Source organism: Bacillus zhangzhouensis (assembly GCF_000715205.1).
In the GTDB taxonomy this organism is placed as follows: Bacteria; Bacillota; Bacilli; order Bacillales; family Bacillaceae; genus Bacillus; species Bacillus zhangzhouensis.
The window spans coordinates 1-18,488 of the sequence record NZ_JOTP01000015.1 but is presented as its reverse complement, the minus strand read 5'-3'; the positions used below and the strand labels follow the sequence as shown (position 1 = coordinate 18,488).

Annotated in this window: 21 protein-coding genes and 1 riboswitch; of the genes, 15 read left to right on the top strand and 6 right to left on the bottom strand. The window is 41.9% G+C overall.

From position 1 onward, the window contains the following. Positions 1 to 5 precede the first annotated feature (5 nt). Entirely contained in the window at positions 6 to 1,832 is a 1,827-nt protein-coding gene (gene pepF / locus BA70_RS12795) for an oligoendopeptidase F (protein WP_338058952.1), read from the top strand. Positions 1,833 to 1,941: 109 nt separating this feature from the next. Here pepF and BA70_RS20350 read toward each other — a convergent pair whose 3' ends face one another. The 5 genes from BA70_RS20350 to BA70_RS12770 form a co-directional block, all read right to left on the bottom strand. Then, positions 1,942 to 2,115, bottom strand: coding sequence for a hypothetical protein (locus tag BA70_RS20350; RefSeq protein WP_034322881.1), 174 nt, complete (start codon positions 2,113 to 2,115; stop codon positions 1,942 to 1,944). A 296-nt stretch (positions 2,116 to 2,411) separates the two neighbouring features. Continuing rightward, entirely contained in the window at positions 2,412 to 3,323 is a 912-nt protein-coding gene (locus BA70_RS12785; RefSeq protein WP_034322878.1) for a ClpXP adapter SpxH family protein, read from the bottom strand. Next, a complete protein-coding gene (locus BA70_RS12780; RefSeq protein WP_008355333.1) occupies positions 3,320 to 3,718 on the bottom strand; it encodes a globin domain-containing protein in 399 nt (132 codons plus the stop codon). Before BA70_RS12780 ends, BA70_RS12785 begins: the two co-directional genes overlap by 4 nt. A 277-nt stretch (positions 3,719 to 3,995) precedes the next feature. Continuing rightward, complete coding sequence (locus BA70_RS12775; protein ID WP_034322875.1) at positions 3,996 to 4,760, bottom strand: lytic transglycosylase domain-containing protein; 765 nt, start codon at positions 4,758 to 4,760, stop codon at positions 3,996 to 3,998. Between the two features lie 21 nt (positions 4,761 to 4,781). Further along, the gene (locus BA70_RS12770) at positions 4,782 to 5,360 is read right to left on the bottom strand and encodes a CYTH domain-containing protein (protein ID WP_034322873.1); all 579 of its coding nucleotides are present in this window, start codon (positions 5,358 to 5,360) and stop codon (positions 4,782 to 4,784) included. Positions 5,361 to 5,596: 236 nt separating this feature from the next. Here BA70_RS12770 and BA70_RS12765 point away from each other — a divergent pair, with 236 nt between their 5' ends. The 4 genes from BA70_RS12765 to BA70_RS12750 all read left to right on the top strand — a co-directional run bounded on the left by BA70_RS12765 (position 5,597) and on the right by BA70_RS12750 (position 8,402). Then, on the top strand, positions 5,597 to 5,962 hold the full coding sequence (locus tag BA70_RS12765; RefSeq protein WP_034322871.1) for a UPF0738 family protein: 366 nt from the start codon (positions 5,597 to 5,599) through the stop codon (positions 5,960 to 5,962). A 33-nt stretch (positions 5,963 to 5,995) separates the two neighbouring features. Continuing rightward, positions 5,996 to 6,625 (top strand): GTP diphosphokinase, encoded by a 630-nt coding sequence (gene yjbM, locus BA70_RS12760; RefSeq protein ID WP_034322868.1) that lies wholly within the window; start codon positions 5,996 to 5,998, stop codon positions 6,623 to 6,625. A 65-nt stretch (positions 6,626 to 6,690) separates the two neighbouring features. Beyond that, positions 6,691 to 7,491: an NAD kinase gene (locus tag BA70_RS12755; protein ID WP_008355343.1), complete on the top strand. Its 801-nt coding sequence runs from the start codon at positions 6,691 to 6,693 to the stop codon at positions 7,489 to 7,491. 17 nt (positions 7,492 to 7,508) lie between these two features. Next, the gene (locus BA70_RS12750) at positions 7,509 to 8,402 is read left to right on the top strand and encodes an RluA family pseudouridine synthase (RefSeq protein ID WP_034322995.1); all 894 of its coding nucleotides are present in this window, start codon (positions 7,509 to 7,511) and stop codon (positions 8,400 to 8,402) included. 41 nt (positions 8,403 to 8,443) lie between these two features. On the opposite strand, the gene prpE is transcribed toward BA70_RS12750, so the two are convergent. Next, a complete protein-coding gene (prpE, locus tag BA70_RS12745) occupies positions 8,444 to 9,187 on the bottom strand; it encodes a bis(5'-nucleosyl)-tetraphosphatase PrpE (RefSeq protein ID WP_034322864.1) in 744 nt (247 codons plus the stop codon). 162 nt (positions 9,188 to 9,349) lie between these two features. Between prpE and BA70_RS12740 the strand changes: the two genes are divergently transcribed. The 10 genes from BA70_RS12740 (at position 9,350) to BA70_RS12695 (ending at position 18,394) form a co-directional block, all read left to right on the top strand. Beyond that, on the top strand, positions 9,350 to 11,200 hold the full coding sequence (locus tag BA70_RS12740; RefSeq protein ID WP_034322861.1) for a monovalent cation:proton antiporter family protein: 1,851 nt from the start codon (positions 9,350 to 9,352) through the stop codon (positions 11,198 to 11,200). A gap of 53 nt (positions 11,201 to 11,253) precedes the next feature. Beyond that, a riboswitch (TPP riboswitch) is annotated at positions 11,254 to 11,363 on the top strand. 80 nt (positions 11,364 to 11,443) lie between these two features. Next, the gene (gene tenA / locus BA70_RS12735) at positions 11,444 to 12,154 is read left to right on the top strand and encodes a thiaminase II (protein WP_034322859.1); all 711 of its coding nucleotides are present in this window, start codon (positions 11,444 to 11,446) and stop codon (positions 12,152 to 12,154) included. Then, positions 12,129 to 12,746, top strand: a complete 618-nt coding sequence (gene tenI / locus BA70_RS12730; RefSeq protein ID WP_034322857.1) for a thiazole tautomerase TenI — start codon at positions 12,129 to 12,131, stop codon at positions 12,744 to 12,746. Before tenA ends, tenI begins: the two co-directional genes overlap by 26 nt. Further along, on the top strand, positions 12,730 to 13,842 hold the full coding sequence (gene thiO / locus BA70_RS12725; RefSeq protein WP_034322854.1) for a glycine oxidase ThiO: 1,113 nt from the start codon (positions 12,730 to 12,732) through the stop codon (positions 13,840 to 13,842). Before tenI ends, thiO begins: the two co-directional genes overlap by 17 nt. Then, positions 13,839 to 14,042, top strand: coding sequence for a sulfur carrier protein ThiS (gene thiS / locus BA70_RS12720; RefSeq protein WP_034322851.1), 204 nt, complete (start codon positions 13,839 to 13,841; stop codon positions 14,040 to 14,042). The genes thiO and thiS overlap by 4 nt, the downstream gene beginning before the upstream one ends. 4 nt (positions 14,043 to 14,046) lie before the next feature. Further along, the gene (locus BA70_RS12715; RefSeq protein ID WP_034322849.1) at positions 14,047 to 14,814 is read left to right on the top strand and encodes a thiazole synthase; all 768 of its coding nucleotides are present in this window, start codon (positions 14,047 to 14,049) and stop codon (positions 14,812 to 14,814) included. Continuing rightward, positions 14,811 to 15,824, top strand: a complete 1,014-nt coding sequence (locus BA70_RS12710; RefSeq protein WP_034322846.1) for a thiazole biosynthesis adenylyltransferase ThiF — start codon at positions 14,811 to 14,813, stop codon at positions 15,822 to 15,824. Before BA70_RS12715 ends, BA70_RS12710 begins: the two co-directional genes overlap by 4 nt. A gap of 17 nt (positions 15,825 to 15,841) precedes the next feature. Continuing rightward, the gene (gene thiD, locus BA70_RS12705) at positions 15,842 to 16,648 is read left to right on the top strand and encodes a bifunctional hydroxymethylpyrimidine kinase/phosphomethylpyrimidine kinase (RefSeq protein ID WP_034322844.1); all 807 of its coding nucleotides are present in this window, start codon (positions 15,842 to 15,844) and stop codon (positions 16,646 to 16,648) included. A gap of 279 nt (positions 16,649 to 16,927) precedes the next feature. After that, positions 16,928 to 17,704 carry an enoyl-ACP reductase FabI gene (gene fabI / locus BA70_RS12700; protein WP_034322842.1) on the top strand — a complete coding sequence of 259 codons (777 nt, stop codon included), beginning with the start codon at positions 16,928 to 16,930 and terminating at the stop codon, positions 17,702 to 17,704. 114 nt (positions 17,705 to 17,818) lie between these two features. Continuing rightward, complete coding sequence (locus BA70_RS12695) at positions 17,819 to 18,394, top strand: CotO family spore coat protein (RefSeq protein ID WP_034322840.1); 576 nt, start codon at positions 17,819 to 17,821, stop codon at positions 18,392 to 18,394. Positions 18,395 to 18,488: the final 94 nt, after the last annotated feature.

Here is an 18,488-nt window from a genome sequence, read left to right as displayed (position 1 = left end):
TTCATATGACTTCACAAAGTAAAAACAACCATCTACCAGACAGAAGCGAAGTAAAAGAAGAAAACAAATGGCGTCTTGAAGATATTTTTGAAAGCGTCGATTCATGGAACAAGGAATTTGAAGCTGTAAAAAAAGAAATTCCTAAGCTAGCCCAATTTAAAGGCAAGCTGGCTCATTCTGCTGATGTCCTGTATGAAGCCCTAACATTTCAGGATCAACTTTCTGAAAAGCTTGGCAAGCTTTATACATATGCGCATATGAAATACGATGAAGATACAACAAACTCATCATTTCAGGCATTAAATGATAAGGCGTCCAATTTATTTACACAACTGTCTAGTACATCTGCGTATATTGTTCCAGAGATTTTATCGATTCAAGAAGATAAACTGCAACAATTTATTCTGGAAAAAGAAGAGTTAAAACTTTATTCTCACGCTCTCGAAGAAATTAACAAAGAGCGCCCACATATTTTAAGTGAGGAGCAAGAAGCTTTATTAGCTGAAGCCTCTGAACCTCTTTCATCTGCATCCACTACTTTTAGTATGTTTAACAATGCCGATATTTCGTTCCCTTCTGTAAAGGATGAGGATGGGGAAGAAAAGAAAATTACTCACGGCAACTTCATCACATTTTTAAACAGTGATGATCGTGAAGTGAGAAAGAATGCCTTCAAAGCCGTTTATAAAACATATGATCAGTATAAGAATACACTTGCTTCTACACTGAGCGGTTCGATTAAAAAAGATAATTTTTATGCGAAAGTACGAAATTACAAATCCGCAAGAGAAGCAGCATTATCAAGAAATAGCATTCCGGAAGAAGTGTATGACAATCTAATTGATACAGTTCATCAATACTTACCGTTATTACACCGTTATATTGAATTACGTAAAAAGGTATTAAAGCTTGATGAAGTGCACAATTATGACTTGTATACACCACTTGTGAAAGATGCTGGCATGAAGTTAACCTACGATGAAGCAAAGAATTATATGCTGAAGGGATTAGCGCCATTAGGAGAAGAATATGTGTCCGTGTTAAAAGAAGGACTCGACAATCGCTGGGTAGACGTTTATGAGAATAAAGGGAAACGAAGCGGTGCGTATTCATCAGGAAGCTATGGTACCAATCCATATATATTAATGAACTGGCAAAATAATATTGATAATTTATTTACACTGGCTCATGAATTTGGGCACTCTGTCCACAGCTACTATACAAGAAAGCACCAGCCTTATCCGTATGGCAACTATAGTATTTTTGTAGCTGAAGTGGCTTCCACAACAAATGAAGCGTTACTAGGCGAATACTTGCTCAATCATTTAGAGGATAAAAAGCAGCGTTTGTATGTGTTAAATCACTTGTTAGAAGGGTTTAGAGGAACAGTATTCAGACAAACGATGTTTGCTGAGTTTGAGCACCTTATTCATGTGAAAGCACAAGAAGGAGAGGCATTAACGCCAGAGTTTATGACGAACCTTTATTACGACCTGAATAAGAAATATTTTGGCGACGGCATGGTTGTTGATAAGGAAATCGGATTAGAATGGACGAGAATCCCTCATTTCTATTACAACTATTATGTGTACCAATATGCGACAGGCTATAGTGCGGCGCAGGCATTAAGCAAGCAAATATTAACAGAAGGTAAACCTGCGGTGGAGCGTTATACAGATTTCCTTAAAGCAGGAAGCTCCGATTACCCAATCAATGTGCTGAAAAAAGCAGGTGTTGATATGGCATCTAAAGAACCAATTGAAGCGGCATGTCAATTGTTCGAAGAAAAACTCAAAGAAATGGAAGAACTCATCTCCACAACGGGTGAGTAATGAAAAGACTTCTGTCAGACGTGTGAGTGTAAGCTCATCTTTTGACAGGAGTTTTTTTCTGATCACAAAAAACGACCTCTTCTCATGACGAGGTCGTTCTTGCAAATCATCAACCTTTAAATCCTTTAAAGGTCTTACGGTGGTTCATTCGATAGAGCACAAAGAGAATGGAAGCAAATAAGAGCGGAGACGTCAGATAAAGAGGCAGCAACTTCATTAAGCCTAATATATTTAAAAAGAAACATAAGCCAATGGCAACAAGTCCAATGGTTGTGCTGCGCATGCAAATCCCTCCATTTTTTCGTTACTTTCACTATATGAAAGTGACAACCCTCTTATGTTTTGTGACAAAAATATGAACATATAGCATATCGGTTGTCATAAGTCGACAAAATTTGATATACTACAGATGTGAAATTAATCACATACAAACATTACCCCTTTGTTTGACCGTGAAAAATTTCTCCCATCCCCTTTGTTGTCGTTAAGACATAGTGAAACCGCGCTTATCCCGGCGCGGTTTCTTCGTGTTAAAAAACAGAACGAATGTTCCTATTAAAGGTAAAGAAAAAACATGGGTCAGCACCCATGTTCATTCTCACAGCGGTAGACATCAAGCTCTGAATGATTTTCATCTTCTTTATAGCGCCAAAACATTTCTTGATGTACTTGTACACGTTCTACCTTTTTGGCGAAAGCCAGCTTCTTCATTTCTCGTTCAACTTCTTCAAGCGTCAGGTCGTATACTACGGCAATCTCTTTTGCAGAGGCAAATTGAAAGTAAGCAATAAACCATTCAATCGGAGGCCGTTCTGAAGGTGTAGGTTTTTCACCAATCATTTCAAAGAGAATTTCCTCGTATATATCATAAGAGTATGCACCTGAAATCTTTAATCCTTCATCTCCGTTTACCGTATTAAAAAAGGCGAAGGTAGGAAGTTCAGATACGTCCATTTCAGCTGCAATTTTCATATCACATTTTAGTGCTTTGACAGCACTTTGAGAATGGATGTCCCGCTGAAATTCCTCTATGTCCAGTCCAGCACTTTTTGCATTTTCCAGCAAGACATGTTCACTTGTGACATCCTGCTGATGGCAAAAAAGTGATTCTTGAATGAGACGTAAAAATTTCATTCCGCATTTTCTACCTTGAAGCTCAGCTGCTTTTAGTGCGAGCGAGGCGAGGTAGGGTGATGTTACAATTTGTTCAGACAGCATTTGTTCTTTTTTGGTCTGAGTTTTGGTAGCAAATTTCCCCCATGCTTCTGTCAGCAAATGCTTTTTTCTTTTCCGGTTCAATGCATTAATACTCGAACTTGTGACCGTTCGTAAAGTGAAGAAACGGCCATACTTCATCTTCAATTTTTTAATTGAAGGCTCCAATAACCAGCAGTCTGGGCTGAGAGGATCAATGAATACATAGATTTCAATCGGCTTTTGAGGATGTCCGTGACAGTGTGAGAAATATTGATCGTGCTGATTGCAGCTCAAGATCGTCCGTCCTTTTCAGGTGTTTGATTCACCATATGACGAGCCGTCAGAGAAAGCCGCTCAAATAAAAAGTCACGAATATCGCCGGTTAGTCCTACTTGATCCATTGCATCCTCCATGCATTCAAGCCATGCGTCAGCCCGCTCCTCAGTAATCGGAAAAGGGAGATGTCTCGCCCGCAGCATGGGGTGACCATGCTCCTCTGTATAAAGCGGGGGGCCGCCTAAATATTGAGTTAGAAACTGTTTTTGTTTTCTTGCTGTTTCTTTTAAGTCATCCGGGAAAATAGGATGAAGCAAGGGATGACACTTTACATTTTCATAAAAAGTATCAACAAGTTGCGATAGAAGTTCCTCTCCAACCGCTTCGTAAGGTGCGTTAAACGATTGTACCATGTTGACTACTCCTTTTACTCGTAGCTAATAGGATGACTCACCCTATTGCGAAGTTCATGTATTTCAAAAATGATATTCAGTCTGTTCTATTTTATTGTTTCTATTGTTGTATACTTATTTTAACAACCTCAACTCAATTCCACAAACAAACCGCTTTGGCCTATTGGAAATACAGAGAGAGGCGGGTTCCGTGATCAATTGACCATATCATAACACATTCGGTCAAAAAAGGGTGAAAAGCGACATACAAAAAACCGAAGAGGTTATTCTCTTCGGTTTAGGCATAATATTGTGCTGTGATTTTCTTTACATAATTTTGTGTCTCTTTAAATGGTGGAATGCCTCCATATTTATCTACATTTCCTGAGCCTGCGTTATAAGCAGCTAAGGCGAGTGAGACATTTCCATTATATTTCTGAAGCATTTGTTTTAAATACTTCGTTCCGCCTTCAATGTTTTGGGCCGCATCAAAGGCATTACTCACGCCAAGTGATTTAGCAGTAGACGGCATGAGCTGCATGAGCCCGAGCGCACCTGCATGACTGACAGCATTCGAGCGATAGCCGGATTCTTGCTTGATGACCGCGTGGATCAGCTTCTCTGGGACGCCATGCTTTTCAGCCATTTGTGACACGATCTGATTAATCTCTTTTGATGAACCGCTTGAGACCGCTTTTTGAAGCGGCGGCGTATAATTGTTGTTTAAGACGTTTCCAATGCCATTCGCCGTATTTAATTGACCGTCATCAGCATATAAAGACTGAGATTGAAGCTGTTCACTGCCGGCGATGGCAGATAGGTATGGATTCGTACGCGCATATTGTGTGTTCGGAGCCGTTGATGGATCCGTTCCCATAAGAGCAGAGATTGAGAGCGGGAGACGTGATAGTTCTGATCCGCCTAAAAAATCTTGCAACAGCGACTGGAATGAAGCTTGAGCACTCGATTCTTGGCCGGTCTGCATTTGCGATTGTCCGTTATCCGATTGTAACGTTTTGAGCGCTTGAAGCTGCATAAAGGATTGAAGTTGATTGACGTTCATCATGTTCCTCCTTCAAGGAATTCATCTATTTTGTGTTTTCATTTTCTCTTCATAAAAACGAACCACTTTGTTTTTCGTGTTTCGTGCTGGGATCTGAAATTGATGGAGCAGTGCGGAGAATGCGGCTTGTCCGATTTCTAAGTCACTCACTTCAAATTCAAGTTCATAGTCCTCTACTGTTAAATATCGGCTGTGATCCAAAACAATTAAGCCTTCTTCGATCATTTTTTCTGCTCTTGATGTTTCAAGCGAACCAAAATACACAATTTGATCCCTTTGAATGTTCAGGTGGTCTAACCGGTCCGCCACCTCACCTTCTGGCAGCTCAAAATCGTCAACGCGAGTAGGAGGAGCTATCGTTTGATGGGTTTCGAGCAAGCCTATCTCGTGTGGTTCTTTTAACGTGAGAACCCACTGACCGTCTTTTTCTCTCATTCTTAATGCAGCTAATTGAGATTTTATATCAAAGTGAGGTGTATCAAAGTAATAATTGGTTTGAGTGCGGAAATCCGCATCCTTCAATTGAAAATATTGTTTTAGCTGTTCAAATTCTTCTTTCATTAATAATTGCTTTAGTTCGATTTCAATTTCCTGTGCCATCTTGACATCAACCTTTCATTTAGAGGAAATATTCATATTGTACATGATGTGTGTTCTCAATGTAAAAATCTATTTTTTTCTTTAATTAGTCCTTTAACAAGTACTAACATTTAAGCTGAATCATGTGAAATGATCATATAAAAGAAGAAAACGGTATTTTCGCAAAAAGTTCGGTTTATCAATATTGAACTTGATATGATAAAATAAAGCTGTACTTTGTTGTAAAGGAGATCATGATGCAAAACAGAATTGAAATCACAGAAGCAACTTTAAAAGAAGACAGGCTGATTTTGACGATCCAGTCAGAGGAGCTCATTCAAAAAGCAAAAGCATCAGGACAAATGCTTGTTGATTCTGATCACTTTGCGTTCGTTTACATACTCGAAACCGAGGAGTCTTTTATGTATCTTATTTTAGGGGAACATACATGGGCTCCAATAAAAGAAGCAATGAATCTTGACATCCCTGTCTATTTGGCGGCGGAAGAACAATCGTTAGAACTCATTCAACTTCATCAGGAATTAAACTATTTAATCGACAATATTAAAGACAATGCCAATTACGGAGATATGGAAGAGAAAGTGAAGAGCACATTCCTCTGAAATAATTAGGTATTTGGAATTGGGGGAAGTTTCATGGACAAAAAACAATGGGATCAATTCCTCGCACCGTATAAACAAGCAGTTGAAGAACTAAAAGTGAAACTAAAAGGCATTCGAAAGCTGTACGAATTTGAGGATGACCATTCACCAGTAGAATTTGTCACAGGCCGAGTGAAACCCGTTGCTAGCATATTAGAAAAGGCAAAGCGTAAAAACATCCCGATGCATGAGATTGAAACAATGCAGGATATTGCTGGGCTTCGCATTATGTGCCAGTTTGTAGAAGATATACAAGTTGTAAAAAAAATGCTCCAGTCACGAAAAGACTTTGTGGTTGTAGATAAACGCGACTATATTGCAGAACATAAAGAAAGCGGATACCGCTCGTACCACCTTGTTGTGTTATATCCGCTGCAAACAGTCAATGGAGAGAAGCAGCTTCTGGTCGAAATCCAAATTCGTACGCTTGCCATGAACTTTTGGGCGACCATCGAGCATTCTCTGAATTATAAATATAGCGGGAATATCCCGGAGAAGGTCAAGCAGCGCCTTCAAAGAGCTTCTGAGGCAGCATCTCTTCTTGATGATGAGATGTCTGAAATCAGAGGGGAAATTCAAGAAGCACAAGTGGCGTTTTCCCGGAAAAAGAAAAACGATAGCTGAGCCTCAGCTTGATCAAATATGATGCTGCCCTCTCATAGCAGCAAGGTGAAAAAGGAGAAGAATTCATGAAATTTGCAGTTTCTTCGAAAGGGAATTCTGTATCTGACACACTCAAAAATAAAATTCAGACCTACTTATTGGATTTTGGAATGGAATTAAATGAAGAGGAACCGGATCTTGTCATTACTGTTGGAGGAGACGGAACCCTTTTATATGCCTTTCACCGCTATAGCAACCGCTTAAATGAAACAGCTTTTGTCGGTGTTCATACAGGTCATCTTGGTTTTTATGCTGATTGGGTGCCAAGTGAAATCGAAAAGCTTGTCCTAGCAATTGCCAAAACGCCTTATCATATTGTGGAATATCCGATTCTTGAAGTCATCGTTAGATACAACGACGGAGGCCGGGAAGAGAAATATTTAGCAATGAATGAATGTACGATTAAAAGTATGGAAGGCACGCTTGTGGCAGATGTTGAAATTAGGGGTCAACTTTTTGAAACTTTCAGAGGTGACGGTCTTTGTCTGTCTACGCCATCTGGCAGTACGGCCTATAATAAAGCACTTGGGGGCGCCATTATCCACCCTTCCATTAGAGCCATTCAGCTGGCAGAAATGGCCTCAATCAACAACAGAGTATTCCGGACGGTCGGTTCACCGCTGATTTTGCCAGACCACCATACTTGTGTGATCAAACCAATTAATGATGTTGATTTTCAGGTAACAATTGATCATTTGTCGCTGCTTCATAAAGATGTTAAATCTATTCAATGTCGAGTGGCAGACGAGAATGTTCGTTTTGCCCGATTTAGACCATTTCCATTTTGGAAAAGGGTGCAAGATTCCTTTATCGGAAAAGGAGAATAAGAAAGAGGTCGTTCTCGCTGGAATACTTTACGCTAACCAAAACCATGACAGCCAAAGAAAAGGGGCTGTCCTTAAAGGACTATTTAATTGATCTTGGTATTTCGAAAAGAATGCTGACTGATATTAAATTTGATGGCGGTGATCTGCTGATTAATGGAGAGCATGTCACCGTGAGATATGAGCTGCACGGGGGAGACAGGCTCACCATTTTATTTCCTGAGGAAAAAGTGAGTGAAGGGCTCAAACCAGCTCCGATTCCGCTGGATATAATATTTGAGGATGAGCATGTGCTTGTGCTGAATAAGAAGCCATATATCCCATCTATTCCTTCTAGAGAGCACCCTGAGCATAGTATTGCGAATGGTCTGCTTTACCATTATGCTGAGCAGTCTGTTCGGCTGACGGTTCATTTGGTGAGCCGTCTTGATCGTGATACATCTGGTGTGATGCTTGTCGCCAAACATCGCTTTGCACACAGCCTTTTATCAAAAGCGCAAAAAAAAGGGGAAGTCAAGCGAACATACAGAGCTTTTACACAGGGCATAATTGCACAAAAGCATGGAACCATTCGTGCAAAAATTGCCCGAAAAGGGGATAGTATCATTGAACGCATGGTCGATGAGGATGGTCAAGAGGCAGTGACGCATTATACAGTGCGACAGGTAGACGCTGATTTGAACATGTCGGATGTGTCTCTTGTACTTGAAACTGGAAGAACACATCAAATTCGTGTGCATATGCAATATCTTGGTCATCCGCTCATCGGTGATACGCTGTATGGCGGAATGAGCGAGAGAATGGATCGGCAGGCGCTGCATAGTGAAACCCTTGTCTTTCCTCATCCGATGACAGGTGAGCAAATGACATTTTCGGCTCCATTGCCAGCTGACATGAAGGCATTGCTTCTTTAAAGAATGAAAACCCGGTCACCTGCAAAGCAGGGCCGGGTTTTTTATGATGTGAAATGCTGGAACCTAGAATCATCATATGGCATAGATGAAGGGACAGAGACAGTTACAAGCTCAGGATATTTAAGAGCTGACAGCTGATTGCCAAAAACACAGCCTGTATCAATATTGACTGTTCTGCCAACAAATCGAGGTTCTTTCACTGGTGTATGACCGTAAACAATCCATGGTTTCCCTTCATATTCCTTTGCCCAGTCCTTCCGCACAGGTCGTCCATCCGGCCAAATCTCTCCTGTGACAGCACCGAATAATAGATAAGATCGCATCTGTTTATTTGGCTTCTTTCCAATATCCTTTTCCTTCATCGCTGCGTGTGCAATGATCAGCTCATCTGGAATCAGCACATCATAAAGCGGAGCCTTCTCAAATAACTGTTTAAATTCATATGATAATTTGTTTTTTTCATGAAGCGGCAGTTTTTTTATTTCGTTCACTGTTGTTTCAATGCCATGCAGTAATTTAACGGGATTTCCTTTTAAATAGCGATAAAGCTTAAAGCAATGGTTTCCAGGTACGTAACGGATCGCTCCATGCGAATAGGCATGTATGACAAATTGCATCACGTTTACTGATTGAGGCCCTCGATCTGTTAAATCACCGACAAGTGCTAGTGTTCTCTTATCAGGATGGACGGGTAATCCATGTTTGAGTTCGTATCCTAGTTTGTATATGAGGGTAAGTAGCTCTTCGTAGCAGCCATGGATATCACCAATGATATCGAATTTCATAAGGTTTCCTCCTGATCTATCTCATCAATTCATCGGGTGTAAAGAAGTTTGAATTTTAGAAAATATAACGAATGGCTTTCATTTCATTTAGGCAATTGTTAGAATCAATGCTTTAACGTAAGACTTAAAAAATTAAATATGAATGTTAGGAGGCTTTAGCCAATGGAGCATACATCTGTTTCATCACTCGTTGTCGTTATTATCGTAGCCTTTTTCACCCCCATTTTATTGCACCGATTTAAGCTGACCATTCCGGTCGTTGTCGCTGAAATTATCATGGGGCTCATCATTGGAAAAAGCGGGTTTCAACTAGTTGTCGAACATGACGCATGGCTAGATACGTTATCCATGCTTGGTTTTATTTTTCTGATGTTTTTAAGTGGACTTGAAATAGATTTTTCTTCTTTTGAATCAAAGAAGAAAGCAAGAGAACTTCCAAATGGTCTAAAAGAACCAAATACGTTTAAAGCAGCCACCATTATTTTTCTTGGGGTATTTTGTATTTCCTTTATCCTGTCCTATGCGTTTGTACTCGCAGGGTTTATCGAAAATGCCTTTTTAATGACGCTCATCATTTCCACCATCTCATTAGGTGTAGTGGTTCCAACCTTAAAAGAGGAAAAGTTGATGCAGACGAATATTGGTCAAATCATTCTGCTTGTGGCCGTTATTGCTGATTTGGTGACGCTGATTTTACTTGCTGTGTTTTCCTCCATTTATGGCGATGGAACAGGGAACATGTGGCTGCTGTTATTATTATTTGCAGCGGGCATTCTTCTTTATTTATTTGGCCGAGTCTTTAAGACAAAATCCATTTTTCAGTCCATGTCAAAAGGGACGGTGCAAATTGGGACAAGGGCAATCTTTACTCTCATTATAGTCTTAGTTGCCTTATCTGAATCACTCGGTGCTGAAAATATTCTTGGGGCGTTTTTAGCAGGCGTGCTCGTGTCCCTCCTTTCGCCAAATAAAGAGCTTGTCCAGCAGCTCGACTCATTTGGTTACGGATTTTTAATCCCGATCTTTTTTGTGATGGTCGGTGTGGACCTAAATATATGGGCACTGTTCAAGGACCCAACCATTATGATCATGATTCCGCTATTGTTTATTGCATTACTGCTTAGTAAGCTAATTCCCATTCTTTATTTGAAAAAATGGTATGACATGAAAAAAGTCATCGGCTCCGGCTTTTTATTAACATCGACGTTATCACTTGTCATTGCAGCTGCGACGATTGGGGAGCGGCTTGGTGTCATTGATCATAAAATGTCAGGCGCATTGATTTTAGTCGCTGTGTTGACGAGTATTTTAACGCCTGTTTGGTTTAAAGCGCTGTTTAAAAAAGAACAAGAAACGAATCAAAAAAAGCGTGTGACCTTTATTGGGGCAAACCAGCTGACTTTACCCGTAACACTTGATTTGCATCAGGATGAATATGACATCCGTATTTTGCATGTGTTTCAAGAAAATAAAGAAGCACAGCTTGCTGCCGATTCGATCTTTGAAGTTGAAGCGATTGAGCAATACGACGATGAGACGCTGAGAAAGGCAGGCATCGGCCAGGAGGATGTTCTAGTTGTAGCAACAGGCAGTGAGACAAAAAATAAGGAAATTGCTTTATTTGCAAAAGAAGAAGGGGCGAAACAAGTCATTGCAAGTGTTAACAAAGCGGAAGCAGAGCTGACGCTGAAGGAAGCGGGCATTGATACTTTTTCTAATTTCCTATCATCTAAAACGGTGCTGAGAGCGTTAATTGAAGCGCCTGATGCGATTCGATTGTTAACAAATGAGGATTCTTCTTTGTATCAAATTCAAATGAACAATCATCGGTATCACAATGTCATGCTGCGGGAATTCCCTTTTACCGGCGATTTGGTGTTTGTCCGTATTTTTAGAGGGATAGACAGCTTAGTGCCGCATGGAGATACGACGCTCAGAAGCGGAGACCGCGTGCTTGTGTCAGGTTCCCGGGAATATGTGGCAGGACTTAGAGCCCAATTAGAGTTGCAATGAACCCTTGACCAATGAACAATTCCTGATTAAGATAGAGGTACAACATCATATGTTTGATCCACTAGGGGAGTCCTTTAAAAGGGCTGAGATAAAAGTGTCGACTTTTAGACCCTCATTACCTGAACAGGTTCATACCTGCGTAGGGAAGTGGTGCGGTTTTTGACTATGCTTTTTACAAATTCCAAGCCACTTTCCACGCGGAAAGTGGCTTTTTTATATGAAGAAACAGGAGGAGAGAGGAACATGACATTTTCAAAGGAATGTAAAGAGGCAGCAGCAACATGGTGGAATGGAAGCTTTACGCATCCTTTTGTGAAAGGAATTGGAGATGGCACACTTTCACTCGATCGGTTCACCTATTACGTGATGCAGGATTCGTATTATTTAACTCATTTCGCAAAGATGCAAGCATATGGAGCTGCCATTAGTGAGGACTTACATACGACGGGCAGAATGGCGTATCATGCGCAGGGCACGTATGAAGCAGAGCTATCCCTGCATAGAAAGTTCACAGAGCTTCTTCAGATCTCTGACGAAGCACTCGACAGCTTTAAGCCTTCACCCACTGCTTATGCGTATACCTCACATATGTACAGGTCTGTGAAAAGCGGACGATTTGAAGAAATTTTAGCCACGTTATTGCCGTGCTACTGGCTCTATTATGAGGTGGGGGAAAAGCTGAAACAAACGACACCTGACCATCCGATTTACCAAGAATGGATTTTGACATATGGAGGGGATTGGTTTAAAGAGCTTGTCTTTGAACAGGTCAACCGCTTTGATGAACTCGCGGAAAAAGCACCAGATCACGTGCGGGCCAATATGAAAGAAAATTTTGTGATTTCAAGCTATTACGAATACCATTTCTGGGAGATGGCGTATAAAAAAGAAACGTGGCAAACAGCATGCTTAGATGGAGTTGGTGCAAATGGAACTCCACGCAGTGACAAATGATTCGTTTCCTGTTAATGAGCTGATCAAGCAAATAAAAGCCATTGAATCTGAAGTGGACTTTATTCATATCCGGGAACGGTCTAAAACAGCAAGTGAGCTTGTTGATCTCGTGAAACAACTCCTTTCAGAAGGTGTACCGAAAGAGAAACTCGTCATCAATGACCGAGTAGACGTCGCACTGCTCACCAATATTCACCGGGTACATCTCCCAGGCCACAGCTTTTCGCCAAAGGAGCTGCGACAAAAATTTCCTCACCTTCATGCGGGTATGTCTGTTCATTCGATAGAAGAAGCCAAAGCGGCCGAGGAAAACGGTGCAGAGTATGTCATGTTTGGGCACGTATATGACACCTCATGTAAACCAGGACTTAAGGCGAGAGGCGTAAAGCTTGTGGAAGAACTGACTTCTGCGCTGTCTATTCCGGTGGTGGTCATTGGAGGGGTGACGCCTGATCGAATCCCAGAATTGCTGCACGTGAATGTGAAAGGGATTGCTGTCATGTCAGGAATTTTCACTCACCATCAGCCGCGCATCATGGCCCAAGCATTTTCTAAAAAGCTAAAGGAGAATCCTTATGAAAAAGCATTATGACGTTGCAATCATTGGCGGTGGAATCATAGGGATGTCCATTGCGTATCACGTTGCAAAAGCAGGAAAGCAGACTCTTTTACTTGAGGCGAATGAGATAGGGAAGCAAACGACGAGTGCGGCTGCTGGGATGCTCGGTGCACATGCTGAAGGAGAGGGTCATGAGGATATTTTCTTTCAGGTAGGCAGAGCAAGCCAGGCATTATATGAAAAATTAAAAGTTGATCTTCAGCATGAATCAGGCATTGATATTCGAAAATCAGTGGGCGGTATTATGAAGGTAGCCTTTACAGAAGAAGAAAAACGTGCACTTTGCCGGATGCAGCATTTGTCTACGTTTCAGTGGCTTGAGGCAAGTTGTGTGAAAAAACGTATGCCGCAAATCGCAAATGACATCATGGGAGCAGGTTTAATTGAAGAGGATGTTCATGTTGAGCCTTATGCGGTATGCAGGGCATTGTGGCAGGCAGCTGTTCGGTACGGGGCAGATGTGAAGGAGTTTACACCTGTGATCGAAGTCATACGGGACAAAGAAGCAATCACTGTCAGAACAGCTAATGGCACATTCACATGTGATGACCTTACGATAGCAAGTGGTGTATGGTCTGGACGCTTTTTTGAAGAGCTAGGGTTATCTTATTCTCTTTATCCAGTAAAAGGAGAATGTGTGTCTGTATGGAATAGCGGTCCAGCGCTCGCACACACCATTTACCATGATCATTGTTATATCGTTCAAAGAGATAGCGGAAAGCTCGTAATTGGTGCAACGATGAAGCAAAATGATTGGCAGGCTGTTCCGACACTTGGCGGCATTGAAGCTGTGATTCAAAAAGCGTCTCAGCTCATGCCTTCTATAAAGGAGATGCAGATTGATCAATGCTGGGCAGGACTTCGCCCGGCGACAAGCGACCGGCATCCTTATATCGGAAGACACCCGGAAGATGAGCGTATTCTTTTTGCAACGGGACATTATCGGAATGGCATTTTACTTGCGCCAATTACTGGAGAAATCATTCGCGACCTGATATTAGGCAAGCCTGTCCAAGAAGAATGGCTTCATGCGTTTCGCATTGGCCGAAAGGAGGCACTGTTTATATGAAAATTCAATTGAATGGCAGAGTTGTTGATTTCGATAAAGAGAATGGAACGATCTATGATCTGCTATCAGCCTATCAGCTTGAAAATCGTGTAGTGATCGTCGAAAAGAACCAAGAAATTATTGATAAAGAAGCGTTTCAACAAGTAGAAATTCAACCAAATGACACGATCGAAATCGTTCACTTTGTAGGAGGAGGATGACAAAATGCTACACATTGGCGGAAAAACATTCACATCAAGACTATTACTTGGTACAGGAAAGTATCCATCATTTGAGGTTCAAAAGGAAGCAGTGAACGTATCAGAAGCTGAAATTTTGACCTTTGCTGTGCGAAGAATGAACATTTTTGAAGCATCTCAACCGAATTTTTTAGAGCAGCTTGATTTATCAAAATATACATTACTTCCAAATACAGCAGGCGCAAGTACAGCGGAAGAAGCGGTGCGTATTGCCCGTTTAGCGAAGGCTTCGGGGCTGTGTGACATGATCAAGGTAGAAGTGATTGGCTGTTCAAGATCTCTTCTACCTGATCCAGTCGAAACGCTAAAAGCATCTGAAATGCTATTGGAAGAAGGTTTTATCGTGCTGCCGTATACATCAGATGATGTGGTACTGGCAAGAAAATTAGAAGAACTCGGTGTCCACGCCATCATGCCAGGGGCCTCTCCAATCGGTTCAGGTCAAGGCTTACTAAACCCTCTGAATCTCTCATTTATTATCGAGCAGGCGAAGGTGCCGGTCATTATTGATGCGGGTGTAGGCTCTCCTAAGGATGCTGCTTATGCGATGGAACTAGGGGCTGACGCTGTATTACTAAATACCGCCGTGTCTGGTGCAAAGGACCCTGTGAAAATGGCAAAAGCGATGAAGCTGGCCATTGAATCAGGAAGATTAGGTTTTGAGGCAGGACGTATTCCGCTGAAAAACTATGGTACAGCCAGCAGTCCGCAGGAAGGGATGCCAGCGTTTTGAGCACACGTTATTCACGTCAAGAGCTTTTTTCGCCGATTGGAACAGATGGACAAAAGCAGTTAAACGCCTCAAAGGCTGTCATTATTGGAGCGGGAGCACTTGGAACAGCCAGTGCTGAAATGCTTGTTCGTGCTGGCGTGGGATCTGTCACCATTTTGGATAGAGATTATATTGAATGGAGCAACCTTCAGCGTCAGCAGCTTTACACAGAGCAAGATGTGCAAGACCGGCTACCAAAGGCTGTGGCGGCTAAAAAAAGACTCAAGCAGGTGAACAGTGAAGTCTGCGTAAGAGGAATCGTCATTGATGTGACCGCTCAAAATATTGATGAACTTGTCAGCGGGGCTTCGATCATCGTGGATGCAGCTGATAATTTTGAGGTGCGAATGATCGCAAATGATGCAGCCATCAAACATCAAATTCCTTTCTTTTATGGAGCCTGTGTAGCCAGCTATGGCATTCAATTCACTGTCATTCCGGGAGAGACGCCGTGTTTACACTGCTTGCTTGAGCATTTACCTGCACAAGGCATGACATGTGATACAGCAGGTATTATTAGTCCGGTTGTGCAGCAGGTGGCGGCATATCAAGTGGCAGATGCTCTTAAAAGTTTAACAGGACATCAAGTGACTCCGATATTAAGATCCTTTGATTTATGGACAAATGAACGGTCTGACATTCGGTCCGTCTCGTCTTTAAAGAAGGAGCAATGTCCAAGCTGTGGATTGAAGACATATCCATTTCTCTCATATGACCAGAGAGCGAAGGCAGACGTACTTTGTGGCCGCAATACGGTGCAAATCCGCAGTGCAGCAGGGACGCCACCGCCTTTACATGAAGTAGCCCTTCGGCTAAAGAAAGCAGGGATGGATGTGCTTGAAAATCCGTATTTGCTTTCTTGTCAAAAGGACGAGTTCAAGCTCGTCCTATTCAAAGATGGCAGGGCACTTGTACACGGTACAAGTGATATTGCCAAAGCGAGAACCATTTATCATCAATGGATTGGCTAATGAGAGGGTGTGATGAAATGACGATTAAAAAGGCATTAACCATCGCGGGTTCTGATTCTGGCGGCGGAGCAGGCATTCAAGCAGATTTGAAAACCTTTCAGGAGCTTGGTGTGTATGGAATGTCTGCGATCACAGCGATTACAGCGCAAAACACACTTGGCGTTCATGGTATATTTCCGCTTTCTATCGAGGCGTTAATCAGTCAAATAGATGCAGTGGCAGAAGACTTACTGCCAGATGCCGTCAAAACAGGGATGCTGTGGAGTGCTGAAATGATCAAAACGGTTGCTGAAAAAACGGTTCAGTATCAGCTGAAGCTGATTGTAGATCCGGTCATGATTGCAAAAGGCGGGGCTTCTTTATTAAATGAGGATGCTGTCTCTGCAATGAAAACACACTTACTGCCAGTCAGCTATGCAGTAACGCCCAATCTTCCTGAGGCAGAAGTGCTGACAGGCATACGCATTCAAACAAAAGAGGATCGCTACCTAGCAGCAGAACGTCTTTATGAGCTCGGCGCGAAATACGTAGTGATCAAAGGCGGACACGGTCCATCTGACGGCCTGATCACAGACCTGTTGTATGATGGAAAAGGCTTTATTGAAGTCACAAATGAACATATTGATACACCACATACACATGGCACAGGCTGTACTTTTGCAGCGGCATTAACAGCAGAAATAGCCAAAGGATGTTCCATGAAGGAAGCCTTTGAAACAGCGGAAATTTTTGTCCATGAAGCGATTAAATATCCTTTGCATATTGGCGCTGGTCACGGGCCTACCAACCATTTTGCTTATCAGCAAAACAGGATCAAAGGATAAAAATTGGACCGTCTTCACTTGCGAGGGCGGTCTCAGCGTGTAGACAAACTCTCACATTCTTTGTCAGTCCTGCGTGCTGGTGCTCACGAATGTCAAATTCGCTCCGCGCCAGTACTCGTCTTTCATAGACTTCAAGGGCTTTCTATCACGCTGAAAAAAAGACATAGGGCTAAAAAGAAACTTTCTTCGAGCGAAAATTGTCATTATCTCATGATCTGTGATAATATTATGATCAGGTACTAATACTATGTCTTGAAAAAATGGGAGGCTTTAATACATATGAACTTTTCTTTAGAAGGCCGTAATATCGTGGTCATGGGTGTTGCCAATAAACGAAGCATCGCTTGGGGAATTGCTCGTTCACTACACGAAGCAGGAGCTCGTTTGATTTTTACTTATGTTGGAGACCGTCTTGCTGAATCTGTGAAAGAGATTGCAAGCACACTTGAGCGTGATGATTCAATTATTCTTCCTTGTGACGTGACAAGTGATGAAGAAATCGAAAAATGCTTTGCTACAATTAAAGAAAAAGTACAAGTCATTCATGGTGTTGCACATGCCATTGCGTTTGCAAACAAGGAAGAGCTTGTCGGTGAATATTTGAACACGAACCGTGAAGGGTTCCTTTTGGCGCACAACATTAGCGCATACTCATTAACAGCAGTAGCAAAAGCTGCACGTCCATTGATGACAGAGGGCGGAAGCATTGTGACGCTTACATACCTAGGCGGAGAGCGTGTTGTATCTAACTACAATGTAATGGGTGTAGCGAAAGCAGCACTTGAAGCAAGTGTGAAATATTTAGCAGCTGATCTAGGAGCAGAAGGTATCCGCGTGAACAGTATTTCTGCTGGACCAATTCGTACTCTATCTGCAAAAGGCATCAGCGGATTTAATACGATCCTGAAGGATATTGAAGAGCGTGCACCGCTTCGCCGTACAACGACTCCTGAAGAAGTTGGCGATACAGCATTATTCTTATTCAGTGATCTATCTCGCGGCATGACAGGTGAGAATCTGCATGTTGATTCTGGCTTCCATATCATTGCCCGCTAAACGAATAAATGACTTGCAGCATACCAATGACTGGTATGCTGTTTTTTTATTTTTCTTCTGATTTGAAGCATCCTTTCATATATATAAGGAATGAATCATTCGGGAGGGATTAGTATGTCAAATAAAGGTGATGAGAATCAAAAGCCGCTTATGTATATTGTTCAGCCGAGCTATGATGAATCAAAGCCGGCCATGCAAGATATTGTAAGAAAGCGAAAGAAGTCAGAAAAACCGCCAGAAAACAAAAAAAGCGCTAAAGACACGATCGAAGAAAGTGCTCAGGAACCTGTATCACAGGAAGTAGAGCAGAAAAAAGAAGCAGAGCCGCCTGCACTTCAGCAAGAACAAAAGATCACACAAGAGGCAGAGCTTATACAAGAACGAGAGCCTCTGAAAGAAGAGGAAAAGCAGCCAGAAGGCGTATTTCATGAAACAAAACAAGAACCAAGAAGAAAACGAGTGAAAAAGCCTTTAAGTCAAATGAGCATTGACGAGAAGGTCGATTTTCTAACAAGTCTGCCTCATAATATGCCAAGAGCACTTTGCCTGATTGAAGCCGATGGTAAAACATACAGAGGGATTATAATGGATAGGAAGGAAAATACGGTGATCATTCGTACAGCAGGTGGCGGAAATCCAGTTGAATTAGCGATTGATGAGATCACTTCCATTCATCCGCTTGGCTTTTAAAGTATATGAAAAAAAGTCCCATTTAGGGACTCAGATTGTAGAGAAACTCATGTTTTTCTACAATCTTTTTTATTTTCATCGTAATGATGATGGA